The sequence below is a fragment of the Plantibacter sp. CFBP 8775 genome (assembly GCF_014839505.1).
Classification (GTDB): domain Bacteria; phylum Actinomycetota; class Actinomycetes; order Actinomycetales; family Microbacteriaceae; genus Plantibacter; species Plantibacter auratus.
Genome location: NZ_JACYNV010000001.1, coordinates 2,491,194 through 2,507,480 on the forward strand (window position 1 = coordinate 2,491,194; position 16,287 = coordinate 2,507,480).

16 protein-coding genes are annotated in these 16,287 nt (G+C 69.3%); 11 read left to right on the forward strand and 5 right to left on the reverse strand.

Features of this window, described 5'->3' with window-relative positions; all coding sequences use genetic code 11:
* Nucleotides 1-20: 20 nt before the first annotated feature.
* Nucleotides 21-845, forward strand: a complete 825-nt coding sequence (locus IFR14_RS11740; protein ID WP_086473245.1) for an undecaprenyl-diphosphate phosphatase — start codon at nt 21-23, stop codon at nt 843-845.
* Complete coding sequence (mshC, locus tag IFR14_RS11745; RefSeq protein ID WP_086473244.1) at nt 842-2,080, forward strand: cysteine--1-D-myo-inosityl 2-amino-2-deoxy-alpha-D-glucopyranoside ligase; 1,239 nt, start codon at nt 842-844, stop codon at nt 2,078-2,080. Before IFR14_RS11740 ends, mshC begins: the two co-directional genes overlap by 4 nt.
* Nucleotides 2,081-2,126: 46 nt before the next feature.
* Here the strand turns inward: mshC and IFR14_RS11750 are convergent, their stop codons facing one another.
* The gene (locus IFR14_RS11750) at nt 2,127-3,053 is read right to left on the reverse strand and encodes a proteasome assembly chaperone family protein (RefSeq protein ID WP_191941123.1); all 927 of its coding nucleotides are present in this window, start codon (nt 3,051-3,053) and stop codon (nt 2,127-2,129) included.
* 81 nt (nt 3,054-3,134) lie between these two features.
* Here IFR14_RS11750 and IFR14_RS11755 point away from each other — a divergent pair, with 81 nt between their 5' ends.
* The 9 genes from IFR14_RS11755 to lnt all read left to right on the forward strand — a co-directional run bounded on the left by IFR14_RS11755 (nt 3,135) and on the right by lnt (nt 13,298).
* On the forward strand, nt 3,135-3,839 hold the full coding sequence (locus IFR14_RS11755; RefSeq protein WP_342365687.1) for an HAD family hydrolase: 705 nt from the start codon (nt 3,135-3,137) through the stop codon (nt 3,837-3,839).
* Nucleotides 3,836-4,900 (forward strand): tRNA (adenine-N1)-methyltransferase, encoded by a 1,065-nt coding sequence (locus tag IFR14_RS11760; protein WP_086473243.1) that lies wholly within the window; start codon nt 3,836-3,838, stop codon nt 4,898-4,900. The genes IFR14_RS11755 and IFR14_RS11760 overlap by 4 nt, the downstream gene beginning before the upstream one ends.
* 71 nt (nt 4,901-4,971) lie before the next feature.
* Nucleotides 4,972-5,928, forward strand: a complete 957-nt coding sequence (locus tag IFR14_RS11765; RefSeq protein ID WP_137241646.1) for an FKBP-type peptidyl-prolyl cis-trans isomerase — start codon at nt 4,972-4,974, stop codon at nt 5,926-5,928.
* A gap of 78 nt (nt 5,929-6,006) precedes the next feature.
* Complete coding sequence (locus IFR14_RS11770; RefSeq protein WP_137241645.1) at nt 6,007-7,047, forward strand: helix-turn-helix transcriptional regulator; 1,041 nt, start codon at nt 6,007-6,009, stop codon at nt 7,045-7,047.
* Nucleotides 7,040-8,050, forward strand: a complete 1,011-nt coding sequence (locus IFR14_RS11775) for a helix-turn-helix transcriptional regulator (protein WP_137241644.1) — start codon at nt 7,040-7,042, stop codon at nt 8,048-8,050. Before IFR14_RS11770 ends, IFR14_RS11775 begins: the two co-directional genes overlap by 8 nt.
* A gap of 81 nt (nt 8,051-8,131) precedes the next feature.
* Nucleotides 8,132-8,401, forward strand: coding sequence for a Sec-independent protein translocase subunit TatA (gene tatA / locus IFR14_RS11780; RefSeq protein WP_064296963.1), 270 nt, complete (start codon nt 8,132-8,134; stop codon nt 8,399-8,401).
* Between the two features lie 138 nt (nt 8,402-8,539).
* The gene (gene tatC, locus IFR14_RS11785; protein WP_137243061.1) at nt 8,540-9,301 is read left to right on the forward strand and encodes a twin-arginine translocase subunit TatC; all 762 of its coding nucleotides are present in this window, start codon (nt 8,540-8,542) and stop codon (nt 9,299-9,301) included.
* Nucleotides 9,298-11,718 (forward strand): DEAD/DEAH box helicase, encoded by a 2,421-nt coding sequence (locus tag IFR14_RS11790; RefSeq protein ID WP_137241643.1) that lies wholly within the window; start codon nt 9,298-9,300, stop codon nt 11,716-11,718. Before tatC ends, IFR14_RS11790 begins: the two co-directional genes overlap by 4 nt.
* Nucleotides 11,715-13,298: an apolipoprotein N-acyltransferase gene (gene lnt, locus IFR14_RS11795; RefSeq protein ID WP_240043846.1), complete on the forward strand. Its 1,584-nt coding sequence runs from the start codon at nt 11,715-11,717 to the stop codon at nt 13,296-13,298. The genes IFR14_RS11790 and lnt overlap by 4 nt, the downstream gene beginning before the upstream one ends.
* 60 nt (nt 13,299-13,358) lie before the next feature.
* Here the strand turns inward: lnt and IFR14_RS11800 are convergent, their stop codons facing one another.
* The 4 genes from IFR14_RS11800 to IFR14_RS11815 all read right to left on the reverse strand — a co-directional run bounded on the left by IFR14_RS11800 (nt 13,359) and on the right by IFR14_RS11815 (nt 16,149).
* Nucleotides 13,359-13,721, reverse strand: coding sequence for an RNA polymerase-binding protein RbpA (locus IFR14_RS11800; RefSeq protein WP_064296965.1), 363 nt, complete (start codon nt 13,719-13,721; stop codon nt 13,359-13,361).
* Nucleotides 13,722-13,848: 127 nt separating this feature from the next.
* A complete protein-coding gene (locus IFR14_RS11805) occupies nt 13,849-14,628 on the reverse strand; it encodes a glycerophosphodiester phosphodiesterase family protein (protein ID WP_191941124.1) in 780 nt (259 codons plus the stop codon).
* A 7-nt stretch (nt 14,629-14,635) separates the two neighbouring features.
* Nucleotides 14,636-15,655 (reverse strand): SPFH domain-containing protein, encoded by a 1,020-nt coding sequence (locus IFR14_RS11810; RefSeq protein WP_124769383.1) that lies wholly within the window; start codon nt 15,653-15,655, stop codon nt 14,636-14,638.
* Nucleotides 15,656-15,657: 2 nt separating this feature from the next.
* Nucleotides 15,658-16,149, reverse strand: coding sequence for an NfeD family protein (locus tag IFR14_RS11815; protein ID WP_064296968.1), 492 nt, complete (start codon nt 16,147-16,149; stop codon nt 15,658-15,660).
* Nucleotides 16,150-16,287: the final 138 nt, after the last annotated feature.

Sequence of the window (16,287 nt, forward strand, 5' to 3'; positions counted from 1 at the left end):
CGGCTGCAGAAAGGTGCCCTGTGGACCTCATCAACGCCATCATCCTCGGACTCGTCCAGGGACTCACCGAGTTCCTCCCGATCTCGTCGAGTGCGCACCTGCGCATCCTCGGCGAGTTCCTCCCGGGGGCGAAGGACCCTGGCGCGGCGTTCACGGCGATCACCCAGATCGGTACCGAGGCCGCCGTCGTGGTGTTCTTCTGGCGCGACATCGTCCGCATCATCTCCTCCTGGTGCAAGGCCCTCGTCGGCAAGATCCCGAGGGATGACGCCGACGCCCGCATGGGGTGGCTGATCATCATCGGCAGCGTCCCCATCGTCGTGCTCGGCCTGTTGTTCCAGGACGAGATCGAGACGACCTTCCGCTCACTGTGGATCGTCGCGATCATGCTCATCGTGTTCGGCATCCTGCTCGGTGTCGCCGACGCCGTCGGAGCGAAGAAGCGACGACTGAAGAGCCTGACCTACGGCGACGGCGCGATCTTCGGAGGCGCCCAGGCCCTCGCCCTCATCCCCGGTGTCTCCCGCTCCGGCGGCACGATCACGGCGGGGCTGTTCATGGGCTACGAGCGCCGTGCTGCGGCGCGGTACGCCTTCCTGCTCGCGATCCCCGCGGTGTTCGGCAGCGGCTTCTACCAGGTCTTCAAGAGCATCGGCGAGCCGAGCCCGTACGGACCGGTCGAGACGCTCGTGGCCACCGTCATCGCCTTCGTCGTCGGCCTCGCGGTCATCGCCTTCTTCATGAGCTACATCTCGAAGCGCAGCTTCCTGCCCTTCGTCGTCTACCGCATCGTGCTCGGCGTCGTCCTGCTGGTGCTGCTCGGCACGGGCGTGATCAACGCGTGAGGGCCTGGTCCGCCCCGGTCGTGCCGAAGCTGCCCGGCTCCGGCACGGCCCCGTGCCTCTGGGACACCCCGAGCGCCGGGCTCATCGAGGCCTCCGCCGAACGCACGGCGCGGTTGTACGTCTGCGGCATCACGCCGTACGACGCGACCCACCTCGGCCACGCGTCGAGCTACCTCGCCTACGACACCCTGCAGCGCGTCTGGCTGGACGCCGGCTACGAGGTGCACTACGCCCAGAACGTCACCGACGTGGACGACCCGCTGCTCGAGCGGGCCACCGCGACCGGCGTCGACTGGGTCGAACTCGCAGCGAGCCAGGTCGAACTCTTCCGAAGCGACATGGAACGCCTCAGCATCCTTCCCCCCGAGGACTACGTCGCGGTCACCGAGGTCATCGGACCGATCGCCGACGCCGTCGCGCTGCTCATCGAGCGCGGTGTCGCCTACACGGTCGACACCCCGGACAGTGCAGCCGGAGACGACGTCTACTTCGACGTGCGCGCCGCGGCCGACGACGTCTGGCACCTCGGCGCGGAGAGCGGGCTCGACGAAGCGACGATGGCCGCGTTCTTCGCCGAGCGCGGGGGAGACCCCGACCGCGCCGGGAAACGCGACGCCTTCGATCCACTGCTCTGGCGGGCGGCGCGCGACGGCGAGCCGAGCTGGGAGTCACCCGTCGGTCAAGGGCGCCCCGGCTGGCACATCGAGTGCTCGGTGATCGCCCTCCAGCACCTCGGATCCGACTTCACGGTCCAGGGTGGCGGCTCCGACCTCGTCTTCCCGCACCACGATCTGAGTGCCGGGCACGCCGCAGCGCTGTCCGGTCGCCCGCTCGCCAAGGTGTTCAGCCACGCCGGCATGGTCGCCTACGAGGGCACCAAGATGTCGAAGTCCCTCGGCAACCTCGTCCTCGTCTCACGCTTGGCCGCCGACGGAGCAGACCCCTCGGCCATCCGGCTCGCGATCCTCGCGAACCACTACCGCAGCGATTGGGAATGGCACGACGAGCACCTCGTCCTGGCCGATCGTCGGCTCGGGACCTGGCGTTCGGCCTTCGCGACGGACAGCGCGGGTGGCACTTCCGCCGTCGAGCTGCTGCAGGCGATGCGGGTCCGCCTGGCGGACGACCTCGACACGCCGGGCGCCATCGCGCTCGTCGACGCCGCAGCGACGACCGGCGTCGACGACGCCGACCTCGCGCGGTCGGCCGTCGACGCGCTCCTCGGCGTGCGCTGAGTAGGACGGCGACTCACCGGAGTCGCGCCGCGGCGATGGGACCGGGTTACTCGCGGTCCTTCCGCCAGGGCTCGTCGCCCTTGCCCTCGTCCCGACGGAGGTACCGCTCGAACTCCTTGGCGATCGCCTCGCCGCTCGCCTCGGGCGACTCGACGGTGTCGCGCGCCTGCTCCAGCTGCTGGATGTAGGCGGCCATGTCCTCGTCTTCGGCGGCGAGCGTGTCGATCCCGCTCTGCCACTCGCCGGACTCCTCGACGAGGGCTCCGCGGGGGATGACGACGTCGATGAGCTCCTCGAGCTTGTCGATCAGCGCCAGGACGGCTTTCGGGGAGGGCGCGCTGTGCACGTAGTGGGGGACCGAGGCCCAGACCGACAGACTCTGGACACCCTGCCGCTCGGCGGCGTCCGCCAGCACACTGAGAATGCCGACCGGCCCCTCGTACGTGCTGCGCTCGAGCTGCAGAGCCTGCCGCAGCTCCGCGTTCTCGCTCGAGGCGAAGACCGAGATGGGCCGCGTGTGCGGGACGTCGGCGAGCATCGCACCGAGCATCACCATGCCGGTGATGCGCTGCTCGGTGATCACGGCGAGGATCTCGTCGACGAACGCCTTCCAGCCGCGCGAGGGCTCGGCACCGAGCAACACGTAGACGTTGTCGCCACCGCCCTCGCTGACCCGGAGCGCAGCGTCCTCCGCCAGCGGGGTCGCGGGCTTCGCCGCTTCGGGGTCGGGCCCAGAGATCGTGGTACCGGGCCAGGTCAGCGAACGCTTGCCGTCCTCGTCGACGCCGACAGTCGGCCGGTTGAACTGGTAGTCGTAGTAGGGCTCCGGGTCGATCTCGAGCAGCGGGCGGAGGGCGAGCGACTCGCGAAGCACGCGCACCGCGCCGCTCGCCGCCTCGCCGGCATCGTTCCAACCCTCGAACGCCACGACGAGCAGGCGACCGCCCAGCGGCTCCTTGGTGTCTTCCGTCACGTCTCACTCCTCGGTGCACGGGGACCTTCCGCGACCATCCATCCAGGATAGGCGCTTCGCCACCCGGTAGCATGGCACCCCGTGACCACTCTCCTCCCTGCCGCAGTCCTCTGGGACATGGACGGCACCGTCGTCGACACCGAGCCCTACTGGATGGAGGCCGAGACCGAGCTGGTCGCGGCCCACGGTGGCACCTGGACCCATGAGGACGGCCTCCTGCTCGTCGGGAACGGACTCTGGGACTCCGCCGCCGTGCTCCAGGGCCGCGGCGTCGCGCTGGACGCGGACACGATCGTCGCCCACCTCACGGACCACGTCCGGCGCCTCATCCAGGAACGCGGCGTCCCGTTCCGTCCCGGCGCCCAGGAGCTGCTCCACGAGCTCCGGGAGGCCGGCGTGCCGACCGCACTCGTCACCATGTCGATCCGGTCCATGGCCGAGGACATCGCGAGCGGCATCCCGTTCGACGCATTCGGCCTCATCGTCGCCGGCGACGAGGTCGAGCAGCCCAAGCCCCATCCGGACCCCTACCTCAGGGCCGCCGAAGCACTCGGCGTCGACCCGCGCGAGTGCATCGCGATCGAGGACTCCGCCACCGGTCTCGCGTCCGCGCTCGCGGCGGGGACCATCGCCGTGTCCGTCCCGCACATCGTGCCGATCCCCGAGGGCCCGCACCACACCACCTGGGACACCCTCGCCGGGCGCTCCGTCGCCGACCTCGCCGAGCTGCGCTCGACCGCGAGCGGCACCACCCACCACCCCGAGACAGAGGCAGCACAGCGATGAGCGCGAACCACCAGCCGGCGAACAGCGGCCCCTTCCGCGAGGGTGACCGCGTGCAGCTGACCGGACCGAAGGGGCGGAAGAACACCATCACGCTGGAGGCCGGCAAGGTCTTCCACACGCACCGCGGGATGATCGAGCACACCACGATCATCGGCCTGCCGGACGGCAGCGTCGTCGCCAACACCGAGGGCATCGAGCACCTCGCGCTCCGGCCGCTGCTGGTCGACTTCGTGATGTCGATGCCTCGCGGTGCCGCCATCATCTACCCGAAGGACGCGGCCGAGATCATCGGCCAGGCGGACATCTTCCCTGGCGCGACGGTCGTCGAGGCCGGTGTCGGTTCCGGTGCGCTCTCCCTCTGGCTCCTCCGGGCCATCGGACCGTCGGGCAGGTTGGCCTCCTTCGAGCGTCGGGACGAGTTCGCCGACGTCGCCCGCGGCAACGTCGCGACCTTCTTCGGCTATGACCCGCAGAACTGGTCGGTCACGGTCGGCGACCTCCAGGAGACCCTGCCCGACACGATGCCCGCCGAATCCGTCGACCGCGTGGTGCTCGACATGCTCGCACCGTGGGAGTGCCTCGACGTCGCGTGGGAGGCGCTGAAGCCCGGCGGCGTGATCCTCTGTTACGTCGCCACCGTCACCCAGCTGTCCCGGGTCGCCGAGGCGATCCGAGGGACGGGCGGCTTCACGAACCCCCAGTCGAACGAGACCATGATGCGCGGGTGGCACGTCGAGGGACTCGCCGTGCGACCGGACCACCGGATGATCGGACACACGGGCTTCCTCATCACCGCACGGAAGCTCGCGCCCGGTACGGTCCTGCCCGAGCTCAAGCGACGCGCCTCGAAGAGCGACTTCAGCGCCGAGGACGTCGAGCTGTGGACGCCGGGCGCCCTCGGGGAACGCTCCGCGAGCGCGAAGATCCTGCGGAAGCGCGCCAGGAGCGCCGGGGCGAGCGCCGAGCTGTCCCGTGCGCGGGGCCTCGACGGCGAGAGCGCGGGGCCCGACGGGTCGGTCGAACCGTCCGCCGCTGAGCCGCCGCTCGGCGACGATCGTTGACCCCGGTTCACGTCGACTAAACTGTGCGACGGCGACCTGCCGTCCCACCCGTACCACCGAAACGAGGATCCGTGCGCACTGCACCAGCTCTCATCGCCGCAGCAGGCCTCCTGCTCGTCTCCCTCACCGGGTGCACCGCGCCGGGTTCGGCCTCGTGCGACACCGCGGCGTCCGCCGGCGACGCGACGAAGCTCATCAGCGTGTCGGGCGACTTCGGCGCCACCCCGAAGGTGGAGCTCCCGAAGCCGCTGTACACGAAGACGACGGAGCGCCAGGTCGTGATCCAGGGCGACGGTCAGCAGGTCTCGGCCGACGGCACCGTCAACCTCAACCTGATGCTCCTCAACGGACGCACGGGCGATGTCCTGCAGCAGACGGACTTCAGCGGGCCCGCGAGCACCCTCATCGCCCTGTCCGGAAGCCTCCCCGGCTTCGCGAAGGCGTTCGCCTGCACGACGGTCGGATCCCGCGTCGTCGCGGCGATCTCACCCGAGGACGCGTTCGGCCCGAGCGGTGGCAGCGAGGCGAACGGCATCAAGAAGGACGACGCGATCATCCTCGTCGCCGACATCCAGGGTGCGGCGCTGCCCAAGGCCGACGGTGCCGAGCGCCCGATCCCGTCGGGGTTCCCCTCCGTCGTGACCGCTCCGAACGGTCAGCCCGGTATCACCATCCCGGCGGCCCCCGCCCCGACCGAGACGAAGCACACCCTGTCCCGTGTCGGCGACGGTGCCACGGTCAAGGCCGGCGACCAGGTCATCGTCAACTACACCGGCGTGCTGTGGGATCAGAAGAGCGTCTTCGACAGCAGCTGGGAGAAGGGCCAGCCCCTCGTCTTCCAGGCCGACGGCGGTCAGATGATCAAGGCCTTCAACGACGCGGTCGTCGGCCAGCAGGTCGGCTCGCAGATCATCCTCGTGGTGGCGCCGAAGGACGGCTACGGCGAGCAGGGTTCGGGCAGCGTCCCGGCCGGCGCGACACTCGTGTTCGTCATCGATGTGCTCGGCACCCAGCGCGCGGCGAAGTAACCGACACGCCTCGGAGACGGCCCGTCCCACGCCCGCGTCGCGGGTGGGGGACGGGCCGTCCGTCGGTAGACTGGACCGGTGTCCTCAGCCCGCGAGTCCCCGAAGCCGGTCCCGGTGGAGGAGCGACTCTTCAGCCTCGTGCTCGCGCTCCTCGCCACGCAGACCGGCCTGACGAAGAACGAGATCCTGTCGACCGTCCAGGGGTACCGCCAGCAGTATTCGAGTGGCGGCGGCAACGCCAGCCTCGAGCGACAGTTCGAGCGCGACAAGGACAACATCCGCGAACTCGGCGTCCCGCTCGAGACGATCGAGCAGCCGGGCGAACCCGGCAACAACCAGTCGATGCGCTACCGGATCCCGAAGGGCGCCTACGAGCTTCCCACCGACGTCCGGTTCACCCCGGCGGAGCTGTCGCTGCTGTCGCTCGCAGCCACCGTGTGGCGCGAGGGGTCGCTCTCCGGCCAGTCGCAGCGAGCGATGACGAAGTTGCGGTCGCTCGGCATCGAGCCCGATGAACCGATCATCGGATACGCGCCGAGACTCCGCACCCGGGAGGCCTCGTTCGAACCGCTCGACGCAGCGCTCGAACGACGGTCAGTGGTCACCTTCCCCTACCTGAAGCCCGGCGAGGCCCGGCCACGCGTCCGCACCGTCGCACCGCTGGCACTCGTCCAGCACGAGGGTCGCTGGCACCTCTACGCGACCGACCGGACGGTGGACGAGCCCCGGACGTTCCTCCTGTCGCGGATCGTCGGTCCGGTCAAGCCGACGGGGGAGTCGTTCCCCGCCGACGCCCGCGACCACGCCGCCGACGCGATCGACGGCCTGCGCCGTGTGTCCTCGTCGCAGCGCGCCCTCGTCCGTGTCCGGCCCGGAACCGACGCCGCGGCCCGCCTCGGCAACCGCTACGGCGTCAGCGACACGGAGCGCACGGAACTCACCATCCCGTACCTCGACCACCACATCCTCGCCGACGAGCTCGCCGGGTTCGGCCCGGAGGTCGTCGTCCTCGACCCTCCGGCGCTCGTCGAGGCCGTGGCGTCCAGACTCGAGCTGGTCGTCGCCCGCCACCGCTCGACGGACGACGCACCACACCCCGAGGAGACCGCCCGTGGCTAAGCGACCGGCGGCGCCCCGCGCCCAGGACAAGCTGATCTTCCTCCTCTCGCTCGTGCCGTACCTCATCGACCGCGAGCGGGTCACGGTCGACGAGGCCGCGCGGCACTTCGGGCTGTCCCCGCGCCAGATCCGAGAAGCGGTCGAGCTCTTGACGGTGTCCGGCGTGCCGGGCGACACCCGGCAGTACCTCGCCGGCGACCTCTTCGACATCGACTGGGGCAGCTTCGAGGAGGACGACGAGATCGTCCTCACCCACCGGGTCGCCCTCGACGACAGTCCCCGCTTCTCAGCCCGCGAGGCCTCCGCCCTCATCGCCGGCCTGCAGTCGCTCCAGCGCCTTCCCGAGTTCGTCGACAGCGACGTCATCGGCGGCGTGATGGCCAAGCTCGCCCGCGGGGCGTCGTCGGCACCGGGCCAGCTCGCGGTCACCGAGTCCTACTCCGCACACGCGGTCGGCATCATCCGGTCGGCTCTGGCCGCCGGCCACAGCGTCGCGTTCGACTACGTCGACGCGAGTGGGGCGACCGAGGCGAGGCTGGTGGACCCGCTGCGCCTCGAGTCCCAGGACCAGGACTGGTACCTCTACGGGTGGTGCCACCTGCGCGAGGCGACGCGTCGCTTCCGTCTCGATCGGATGACCGAGCTCCGGGAGACCGACGCCGAGGTCGTGTTCCGCGAAGCGGACGTCGTCGTCCCGACCGCGTTGTTCGAGCCGAGCGACTCTGACCGCAACGTCACCGTGCTCGTCCGACGCTCGGTCCTGCCGCTCATCGACGACTACGTGGTCGCCGTCGACAGCGCGCCAGGCGGCCCCGCAGCCCGCGAGGACAGCGACGCCGAGGTGACCGCGACCCTGCGCCTCGCGCACCATCACGGCCTCAAACGACTGGTCGCCGCACACCCCGGGCTCATCACCGTGCTCGGCCCGGCGGACGCGCGCGACGCGGTCGCCGATTGGGCGGCCGCCGGTCTCGCGCAGTACCGCACGACATCCGGGAGCTGACTCCCGAGACTCCCGGCAGGAGAGCGGGAGATGCAGGGTAGAGTGAGTGGACCTCGACCTCGAAGATCAGGAACGAAGACTATGTTCGGCAACGCATTCACCGGGTGGCACCTCGTCATCATCCTCCTCATCGTCCTGCTGCTGTTCGGAGCACCGAAGCTCCCGGGTCTCGCCCGCAGCGTCGGCCAGTCGATGCGGATCTTCAAGAGCGAGGTCAAGAGCATGCGCGACGACGAGCCCGCCTCGCCCGACGCGACGGGAACCGTTCCGCCCGCGAGTGCGGCACCCGCCGACCAGACGCCGGCCGCGACGGCCCCGCAGAAGCCGACCGACCCGCCGGTCAAGCCGTAACCCTGAGGACCACCCGAGCCCGATGACGCCAGCACCTGGCCCCCGACGAGTGCGCCTCGAACACGCTGCTCAGGAACGGACGATGTCGCCGTGGCCCTGACCGAGAAGCGTCCCAAGAAACAGAACCGCGAAGGACGGATGTCCCTCGGCGAGCACCTCGTCGAGTTGCGGAAGCGGTTGTTCTACTCCGCCATCGGCATCATCGTCGGCATGGTCGCGGGCTTCATCGCCTCCGAGTGGATCATCGAGGCGATGAGCGCTCCCATCCTCGTCATCGCTGAGGATCGCGGGCAGGCGTTCCTGAACTTCACCAACGTCACGAGCGCGTTCGACCTGCGGATGAAGATCGCGCTCACCACAGGCGTGGTCCTGTCCAGCCCGGTGTGGCTCTACCAGATCTGGGCGTTCCTCGTGCCCGGCCTGACGCGCAAGGAGCTGAAGTACGCGATCGGGTTCTTCGCGACCGCCGTGCCGCTGTTCCTCGCGGGCTGCTACGCGGGTTGGTTCGTGTTGCCGCACATCGTCGAGCTCATGCTCGGCTTCACCCCGACGGCGGCGGCCAACTTCCTCGACGCCACCACCTACTACGACTTCGTCCTGAAGCTGGTGCTCGCGGTCGGTGTCGCCTTCGTCCTGCCCGTGTTCCTCGTCCTGTTGAACTTCGTCGGTGTGCTCTCCGCAGCCGCGATCATCAAGGCATGGCGGGTCGCGATCCTCGTCATCGTGCTCTTCACGGCCATCGCCACACCCGCCGCCGACATCGTGTCGATGTTCGTCCTGGCGATCCCGATGGTCCTCTTGTACTTCGCGGCCTACGGCGTCGCCGTCCTCCACGACCGCAGTGCGGCCAAGCGGCAGCGACGCATCGACGCCGAACTCGGTAGCGCAGGGCTCGCATGAGCGACACCGCTTCCCCTGCCGAGCGATATCGGGCAGCGGCGGTCCGGAACGCGACACCGAGGCTCCAGGAGTTCCGCGCGAAGCAGCGGTTCGACCTCGACGCGTTCCAGCTCGAGGCGTGCGAGCGGATCGAGAACGGCAGCAGCGTCCTCGTCGCAGCGCCGACGGGGGCCGGCAAGACCATCGTCGCCGAGTTCGCGATCGCCCTCGCCATGCACGGCGACCGCGGCAAGGTCTTCTACACGACGCCGATGAAGGCGCTCAGCAACCAGAAGTTCCAGGAGCTCACCGCCGAGTACGGTTCCGAGCACGTCGGCCTGCTCACGGGCGATACGAACGTGAACGGCAACGCCCGCATCGTCGTCATGACGACCGAGGTCCTCCGCAACATGCTGTACGCGGACTCCGACGCACTGACCGATCTCGCCTTCGTCATCATGGACGAGGTCCATTACCTGGCGGACCGGTTCCGCGGAGCGGTGTGGGAGGAGGTCATCATCCACCTCCCGCAGGCCGTCCGGATGGTGTCGTTGAGCGCGACCGTCTCGAACGCCGAGGAGTTCGGTGACTGGCTCCAGGCCGTCCGCGGCGACACCGCCGTCATCGTGTCCGAGGAGCGCCCGGTGCCCCTCACCCAGCACGTGCTGATGCGGAACAAACTCATCGACCTGTTCGCCGCGCCGAGCCTCGCCGACACCCACCAGGTCAACCCCGAGCTCGTCCGCATGGCGCAGTTCGGCGGCCGTGCACCGAACAGCCGTCAGTACAAGGACATCAGCCGCTACAACCAGCGCCGAGCCCCGCATCGGGCCGAGAAGCTCGACCGCGGGCATTTCGTCCAGATGCTCGACGACCACCACCTGCTCCCGGCGATCTTCTTCGTCTTCAGCCGGGTCGGGTGCGACCAGGCGGTCAAGCAGGTCCTCCGTTCCGGCATCAGGCTGACCGAGGCGCACGAACGCGACGAGATCCGCCAGATCGTCGACGAGCACTGCCGGACCCTTCTCGACGAGGACCTCGCCGTCCTCGGCTACTGGGAGTGGCTCGACGGCCTGGAGCGGGGCGTCGCCGCCCACCACGCCGGTCTCCTGCCGGCGTTCAAGGAGGTCGTCGAGGAGCTCTTCCGGCGGAAGCTCGTGAAGGTCGTCTTCGCGACCGAGACCCTCGCGCTCGGCATCAACATGCCGGCCAGGACGGTCGTCCTCGAGAAGCTCGAGAAGTTCAACGGCGAGGCACGCGTCCCGATCACCCCGGGGGAGTACACCCAGATCACGGGGCGTGCCGGACGCCGTGGCATCGACGTCGAGGGCCACGCCGTGATCCAGTGGACCGAGGGGCTGCACCCGCAGTCCGTCGCCTCGCTGGCCTCCCGACGCACCTACCCGCTCAACTCCAGCTTCCGCCCGACCTACAACATGGCGGTCAACCTGATCGACCAGTTCGGCCGTCAACGCACCCGTCAGATCCTCGAGTCGTCCTTCGCGCAGTTCCAGGCGGACCGAGCCGTCGTCGGGATCGCCCGGAAGGTGCGCGAGCAGGAGTCCTCGCTCGCCGGCTACGAGAAGTCCATGTCGTGCCACCTCGGGAACTTCGTTGAGTACGCGGGCATCCGGCGCGAGCTCACGGACCTCGAACGCAAGGGCGAGCCGAACGGCTCGCGCGCGTCGAAGGACCGTCGCCAACGCAAGCTCGCCGAACTCCGCAAGCGCATGCGGGCTCACGCCTGCCACGTCTGCCCGCACCGCGAGGACCACGCTCGCTGGGCGGAACGATGGTTCAAGCTCAAGAAGCAGACCGACCAGCTGCGACAGCAGATCCAGACGCGGACGGGCGCGGTCGCTCGTGTGTTCGACCGGGTCGTCGACGTGCTGCTCGAGTACGAGTACCTGGCACGCGACGAGCACGGCGCAGTCGTCGTCGCGGCTCCCGGACGCACCTTGAAGCGCATCTACGGAGAACGGGACCTCCTCGTGGCGGAATGCCTGCGAACCGGTGCGTGGAACGACCTCGATGCCGCATCCCTCGCGGCGATGGCCGCCGCGATCGTGTACGAACCACGGCGTGAGGAGCAGAACACCCCGGAGCGCTTCCTGCCCCGCGGCCCGTTCCGCTCCGCGCTCGAACGGACGCAGGACCTCTGGAGTCGGCTCGACGACAGCGAACGGGAGCACCGTCTCCCGGGGAGCAACCCGATCTCGACCGGCCTCTCCCTCGCGATGCACCAGTGGGCCAAGGGCGCGAACCTCGACACGGTGCTCATCGAGGCTGAACTCGCCGCCGGCGACTTCGTGCGGTGGTGCAAGCAGACCATCGACCTGCTCGATCAACTCCGCGTCGTCGACGGACCGGTGGGCCGTCATTCGCGTGAGGCACTGGACTCGATCCGACGCGGCATCGTCGCGTACAGCTCGCTGTGAGGTCCCTGCACCGTCGGAGCGACCGGCTCCGACCGATCGACGCGCTGGTCGACCGTCGTCCGCCGCTCCCGCTCTGGCTCGCGGCCGTCGTGGCCATCGCCGCCGGCCCGGTCCTCGACGCCGGCTTCCCGGACCGCGGGGACTGGCCCCTGACGTTCGTCGGCATCGCCCTCGTCCTCCTCACCCTCATGGGGCGCAGCGTCGGCGGCGCGCTCCTCGTCGGCTTCCTGGCGGGGGAGTCCTTCTATCTGATCCACATCGAGTGGGCGACCGCCTACCTGGGTCCCGTCCCGTGGGCGGCACTGTCGACGCTGGAGGCCATCTTCTTCGCGCTCGGGGCCGTGCTCATCACCCTGGCGTACCGCTGGGTGCCGCGCGCCTTCCCCGGGATCGGGGGGCGGGTCTGGTTGACCGCCGCGGTCGTCGCCGCCCTGTGGACCGCGCGCGAGACGCTCGTGAGCACCTGGCCCTACGGCGGATTCCCGTGGGCGAGGATGGCACTCAGCCAGTCCGAGAGCCCGTTCGCACCGCTCGTCGCCTGGGTCGGGTTCTCGGGGCTGTCGTTCCTCATGGTGCTGCTCGTGGCACTCGCCCTGCAGCTCGCCGCGACCGCGGAGCTCCCGACGGTCAGCCGGGTCGGGACCGCGGTCCTCGCGGTCATCGCGGTGCTCGTCGTGCCGGCATGGCCGACGGCGACGACCGGGAGCATGCGGGTGGCTGCCATCCAGGGCAACGGCCCCGCCGGCTACTTCGACGCCGCAGCACCCGGTACCGTCATGCAGACCCAGATCGACGAGACGTTGCAGGTGCTCGACGCGGACGTCGACGTCGTGGTCTGGCCCGAGGGCAGCGCAGACCTCGACCCGCAGCGGGTTCCCCAATCGGCTGCGGCCCTCGACGCGTTGAGCCGTCGCATGGACGCACCGTTCGTCGTCGGTGCGATCTCCCAACGCGGCGACCGCTACTACAACTCGTCACTCCTCTGGGACGCTTCGGACGGCGTCCGCGACGTCTACGACAAGAAGCACCCGGTCCCGTTCGGTGAATACGTCCCGGACCGGAAGTTCTGGGAGCCGTTCGCACCCGACCTCATCGGCCTCATCCAGCGCGAGTACACCCCGGGTACGAAGGACAACGTCTTCGACATCGACGGCGTGCTCGCAGGGATCAGCATCTGCTTCGACATCGCCGACGACCAGCTCACCCGCGACGCGGTGGCGGGCGGCGCGCGGATCGTGTTCGCCCAGACCAACAACGCGGACTTCGGGCAGACGGACGAGAATCAACAGCAGCTGGCCATCGCTCGACTCCGGGCGATCGAGTCGGCACGATCGGTCGTGAACATCTCGACCGTGGGGACCAGTCAGATCATCGGCCCAGACGGCTCGACGATCGACAGCATCCCGGCCTTCCGCCCCGGGTCGATGGTCTCCGAGGTGCCGCTCGCGGACACGGTCACACCGTCGATGGCCTTCGGTCACCAGCTCGAGATGTTCATCGGTGGCATGGGACTCGCCTCGCTGGTCCTCGCCGGGTTCGCCGCCAGACCTCGGCGCGTCTCGAACCGTCCCCGGACATGACGATCGGCTGATCCGATACCGGATCAGCCGATCGAGGGGAGGCCTGTCAGGAGCTCGGTGTCACGCGCTCTTCTGCTGGCCGCGACGGGCCCGGAGATACGAGAGGCGCTCTTCGAGCAGCTCCTCGAGCTCATCGCGCGAGCGGCGCTCGAGCAGCATGTCCCAGTGGCTGCGGGGCGTCTTCACGTCACCGCGGTCGACGACGACGGGCTTCGAGTCGACGAGGAGGACAGCCTCCGCACCGCAATGGCGGCACTCCCACAGTTCGGGGACTTCCGCATCGGCGGCGAAGGTCATGGTGGTCTCGCGCTCGCAACTCTGACACCGGTAGATGTGGTTGCTCCGCGCCGAGAATATGACGCCCTCTTCCGTTTGTAGACTCTGGGCGCCCAGGCGCATTCCGCGCAAACTGCGATCTGCCATTGTGTGGTCTCCTCTCGCTCGGCATCCACAGTTATAAACCTACAAGCTGGGTAAACTGTTCCGTTCACCCATCCGGCTCTCAGCTCCTGCCCAGCTGCGGAGATGCCAGGTGTGGCGACCTGACCCGTCAGCGCGAGCGGACCAGCTCGAGCGCGAGATCGCAACGGTCGGTGACGAGGCCGTCGACGCCGAGATCCAGTAGGCGTCGCATGTCTGCGGGGTCGTTGACCGTCCACACGTGCACCTCGATGCCGAGGGCGTGCATCTGTGCGAGGAGACGCTTCGTCACGACGGGCACGCCGCGGAACCGTTCGGGCACCTGGAGCGCCTGGACATCGGCGAGCGAGCGGCGGAGTGCTCCGCGGAGACCGAGGGCGGCTGCGGGGAGGACGCGGAGCAGGATCCGGGCCGACGCGGATGAGGCCACGGAGTCGGCACCGGCCTCCAGCCCGACGGCCCGCACGATCGCGGAACGTCTGCCCTCGTCGAAGGAGGTGACGAGCACCCGATCAGCCGCACCGGCACCGATGATCGCCGCGGCCGCCGGTGCAGCCGCGGCCGCCGCCTTGATGTCGAGGTTGAAGCGTGCCCCGGGGAACTCTGCCAGTGCCTCCGACAACGTCGGGATGCGATCGCCGCCGAGGTCGATCCGCTGGAGTTCCGCGAGTTCGAGGTCGGCGATCGGTCTCGGATCGCCCGTGATGCGGCGCAGGGACGGGTCGTGGAAGAGGACGGCGTGCCCGTCGCGCGTGCAGTGCGCATCGGTCTCGACGTACTCGGCGCCGGCAGCCAGGGCACGGCGGAAGGACGACAGCGTGTTCTCGGGAACCCCCGGCCCGGCCAGCCCTCGATGGGCGAGGACCCGAGGACGGGCCGGACGGAAGTAGGGGAGGACCGCTGTCGTCACCGCGTGCTCAGCCCTCGGGCTGGACGGGGGTCGTCGGCGCCGGTGGAGTCTGGGGTGACGCGGCCGGCGCTGTGGTGAAGGAGGGCGTCTGCGCAGCTGCGGCCGCCGCCCGTGCCGTGGCCGCAGGGTCGCGGGTGTTCCCCGGCCCGAAGGCGGAGCCGATGCCCTTGAGCGCCTCGGTCAGTTCGCTCGGGATGACCCAGAGCTTGTTCGCCTGGCCTTCCGCGAGCTTCGGGAGCATCTGCAGGTACTGGTAGCCCAGGAGCTTCTCGTCGGGGTCGCCGTCGTGGATGGCCTTGAACACCGTCTGGATGGCGGACGCCTCACCCTGAGCACGGAGCACGGCTGCCTGGGCATCACCCTCGGCGCGGAGGATCTCGGCCTGCCGCGCACCCTCGGCCGTCAGAATGGCCGACTGCTTGGTTCCCTCAGCGGTGAGGATGAGGGCTCGACGGTCGCGCTCGGCCCTCATCTGCTTCTCCATGGAGTCCTGGATGGAGAGCGGCGGGTCGATCGCCTTGAGCTCGACGCGTCCGACGCGGATACCCCATTTGCCGGTCGCCTCGTCGAGCACGATGCGGAGCTTGCTGTTGATCTCGTCGCGGCTCGTCAGCGCCTCCTCGAGGTTCAGCCCACCGACGACGTTTCGGAGCGTGGTCGTGGTCAGCTGCTCGACGGCACCCAGGTAGTTCGCGATCTCGTAGGTCGCGGCTCGGGCGTCGGTCACCTGGAAGTAGACGACCGTGTCGATCGAGACGACGAGGTTGTCCTCGGTGATCACCGGCTGCGGCGGGAAGGAGACGACGGTCTCGCGCAGATCGATGAGCGGCCGCAACCGGTCGATGAAGGGGATGAGCAGGTTCAGACCCGGCAGGAGGGTCTTGTGGTACTTGCCGAGCCGCTCGACCACGCCGGCGCTCGCCTGCGGGATGATGCGGATGGATCGGAACAGCACCACCAGCACGAAGATGACGACGATGGCCGCGATCACCCAGCCGATGATCGCTCCTGATGAGATGTCGTTCACGACTACTCCTTCTGCTCGCCCAGCGGTGCCGGGTGGGTTGGGACGGGGACGACGACGGCGGTGGCACCGTCGACGACGGACAGGACGATGCGCGTGCCGGGCTCGAGGGACGACGCGGGGGAGTCGTGCGGGGTCCTGGCGGTCCAGACCTCGCCGTTGCCGAGCTTCACCTGTCCACCGTGCGGGGTCACCGTCGAGAGCACGAGTCCCGGCATGCCGAGGAGCGCGTCGACGTTGCTCTTCGCCGGGTCCGCGCCGCGTTGCAGCGCTCGGAGCAGCGGCGGCCTGACGGCCAACAGGAGCAGGAGGGCGGCAGCGGCTGCGATGAGTAGCTGGAGCCACCACGGAGCGCCGAGGAGGCCGGAGAGCAGCCCGACGGTGCCGCCGAGCGCGAGCATGAGGAAGGTGAACTCGAGCGACAGGATCTCGATGATGACGAACACGAGGATCAGGACCAACCAGGCGATCCAGGCGTACTCGGTGATGACGTCCATGGTGCGGATTCCTCCCGGATCGGCTCTCGCGTCTGCCGCCTCGCAGTCCGGGGGAGCGCGAGACGGTGCGCCGGTCGGGTTCAACGCTATCAGCTGGGTGGACCACCGAACCGGATCCGTCTGCCGGTTGTTGGTAAG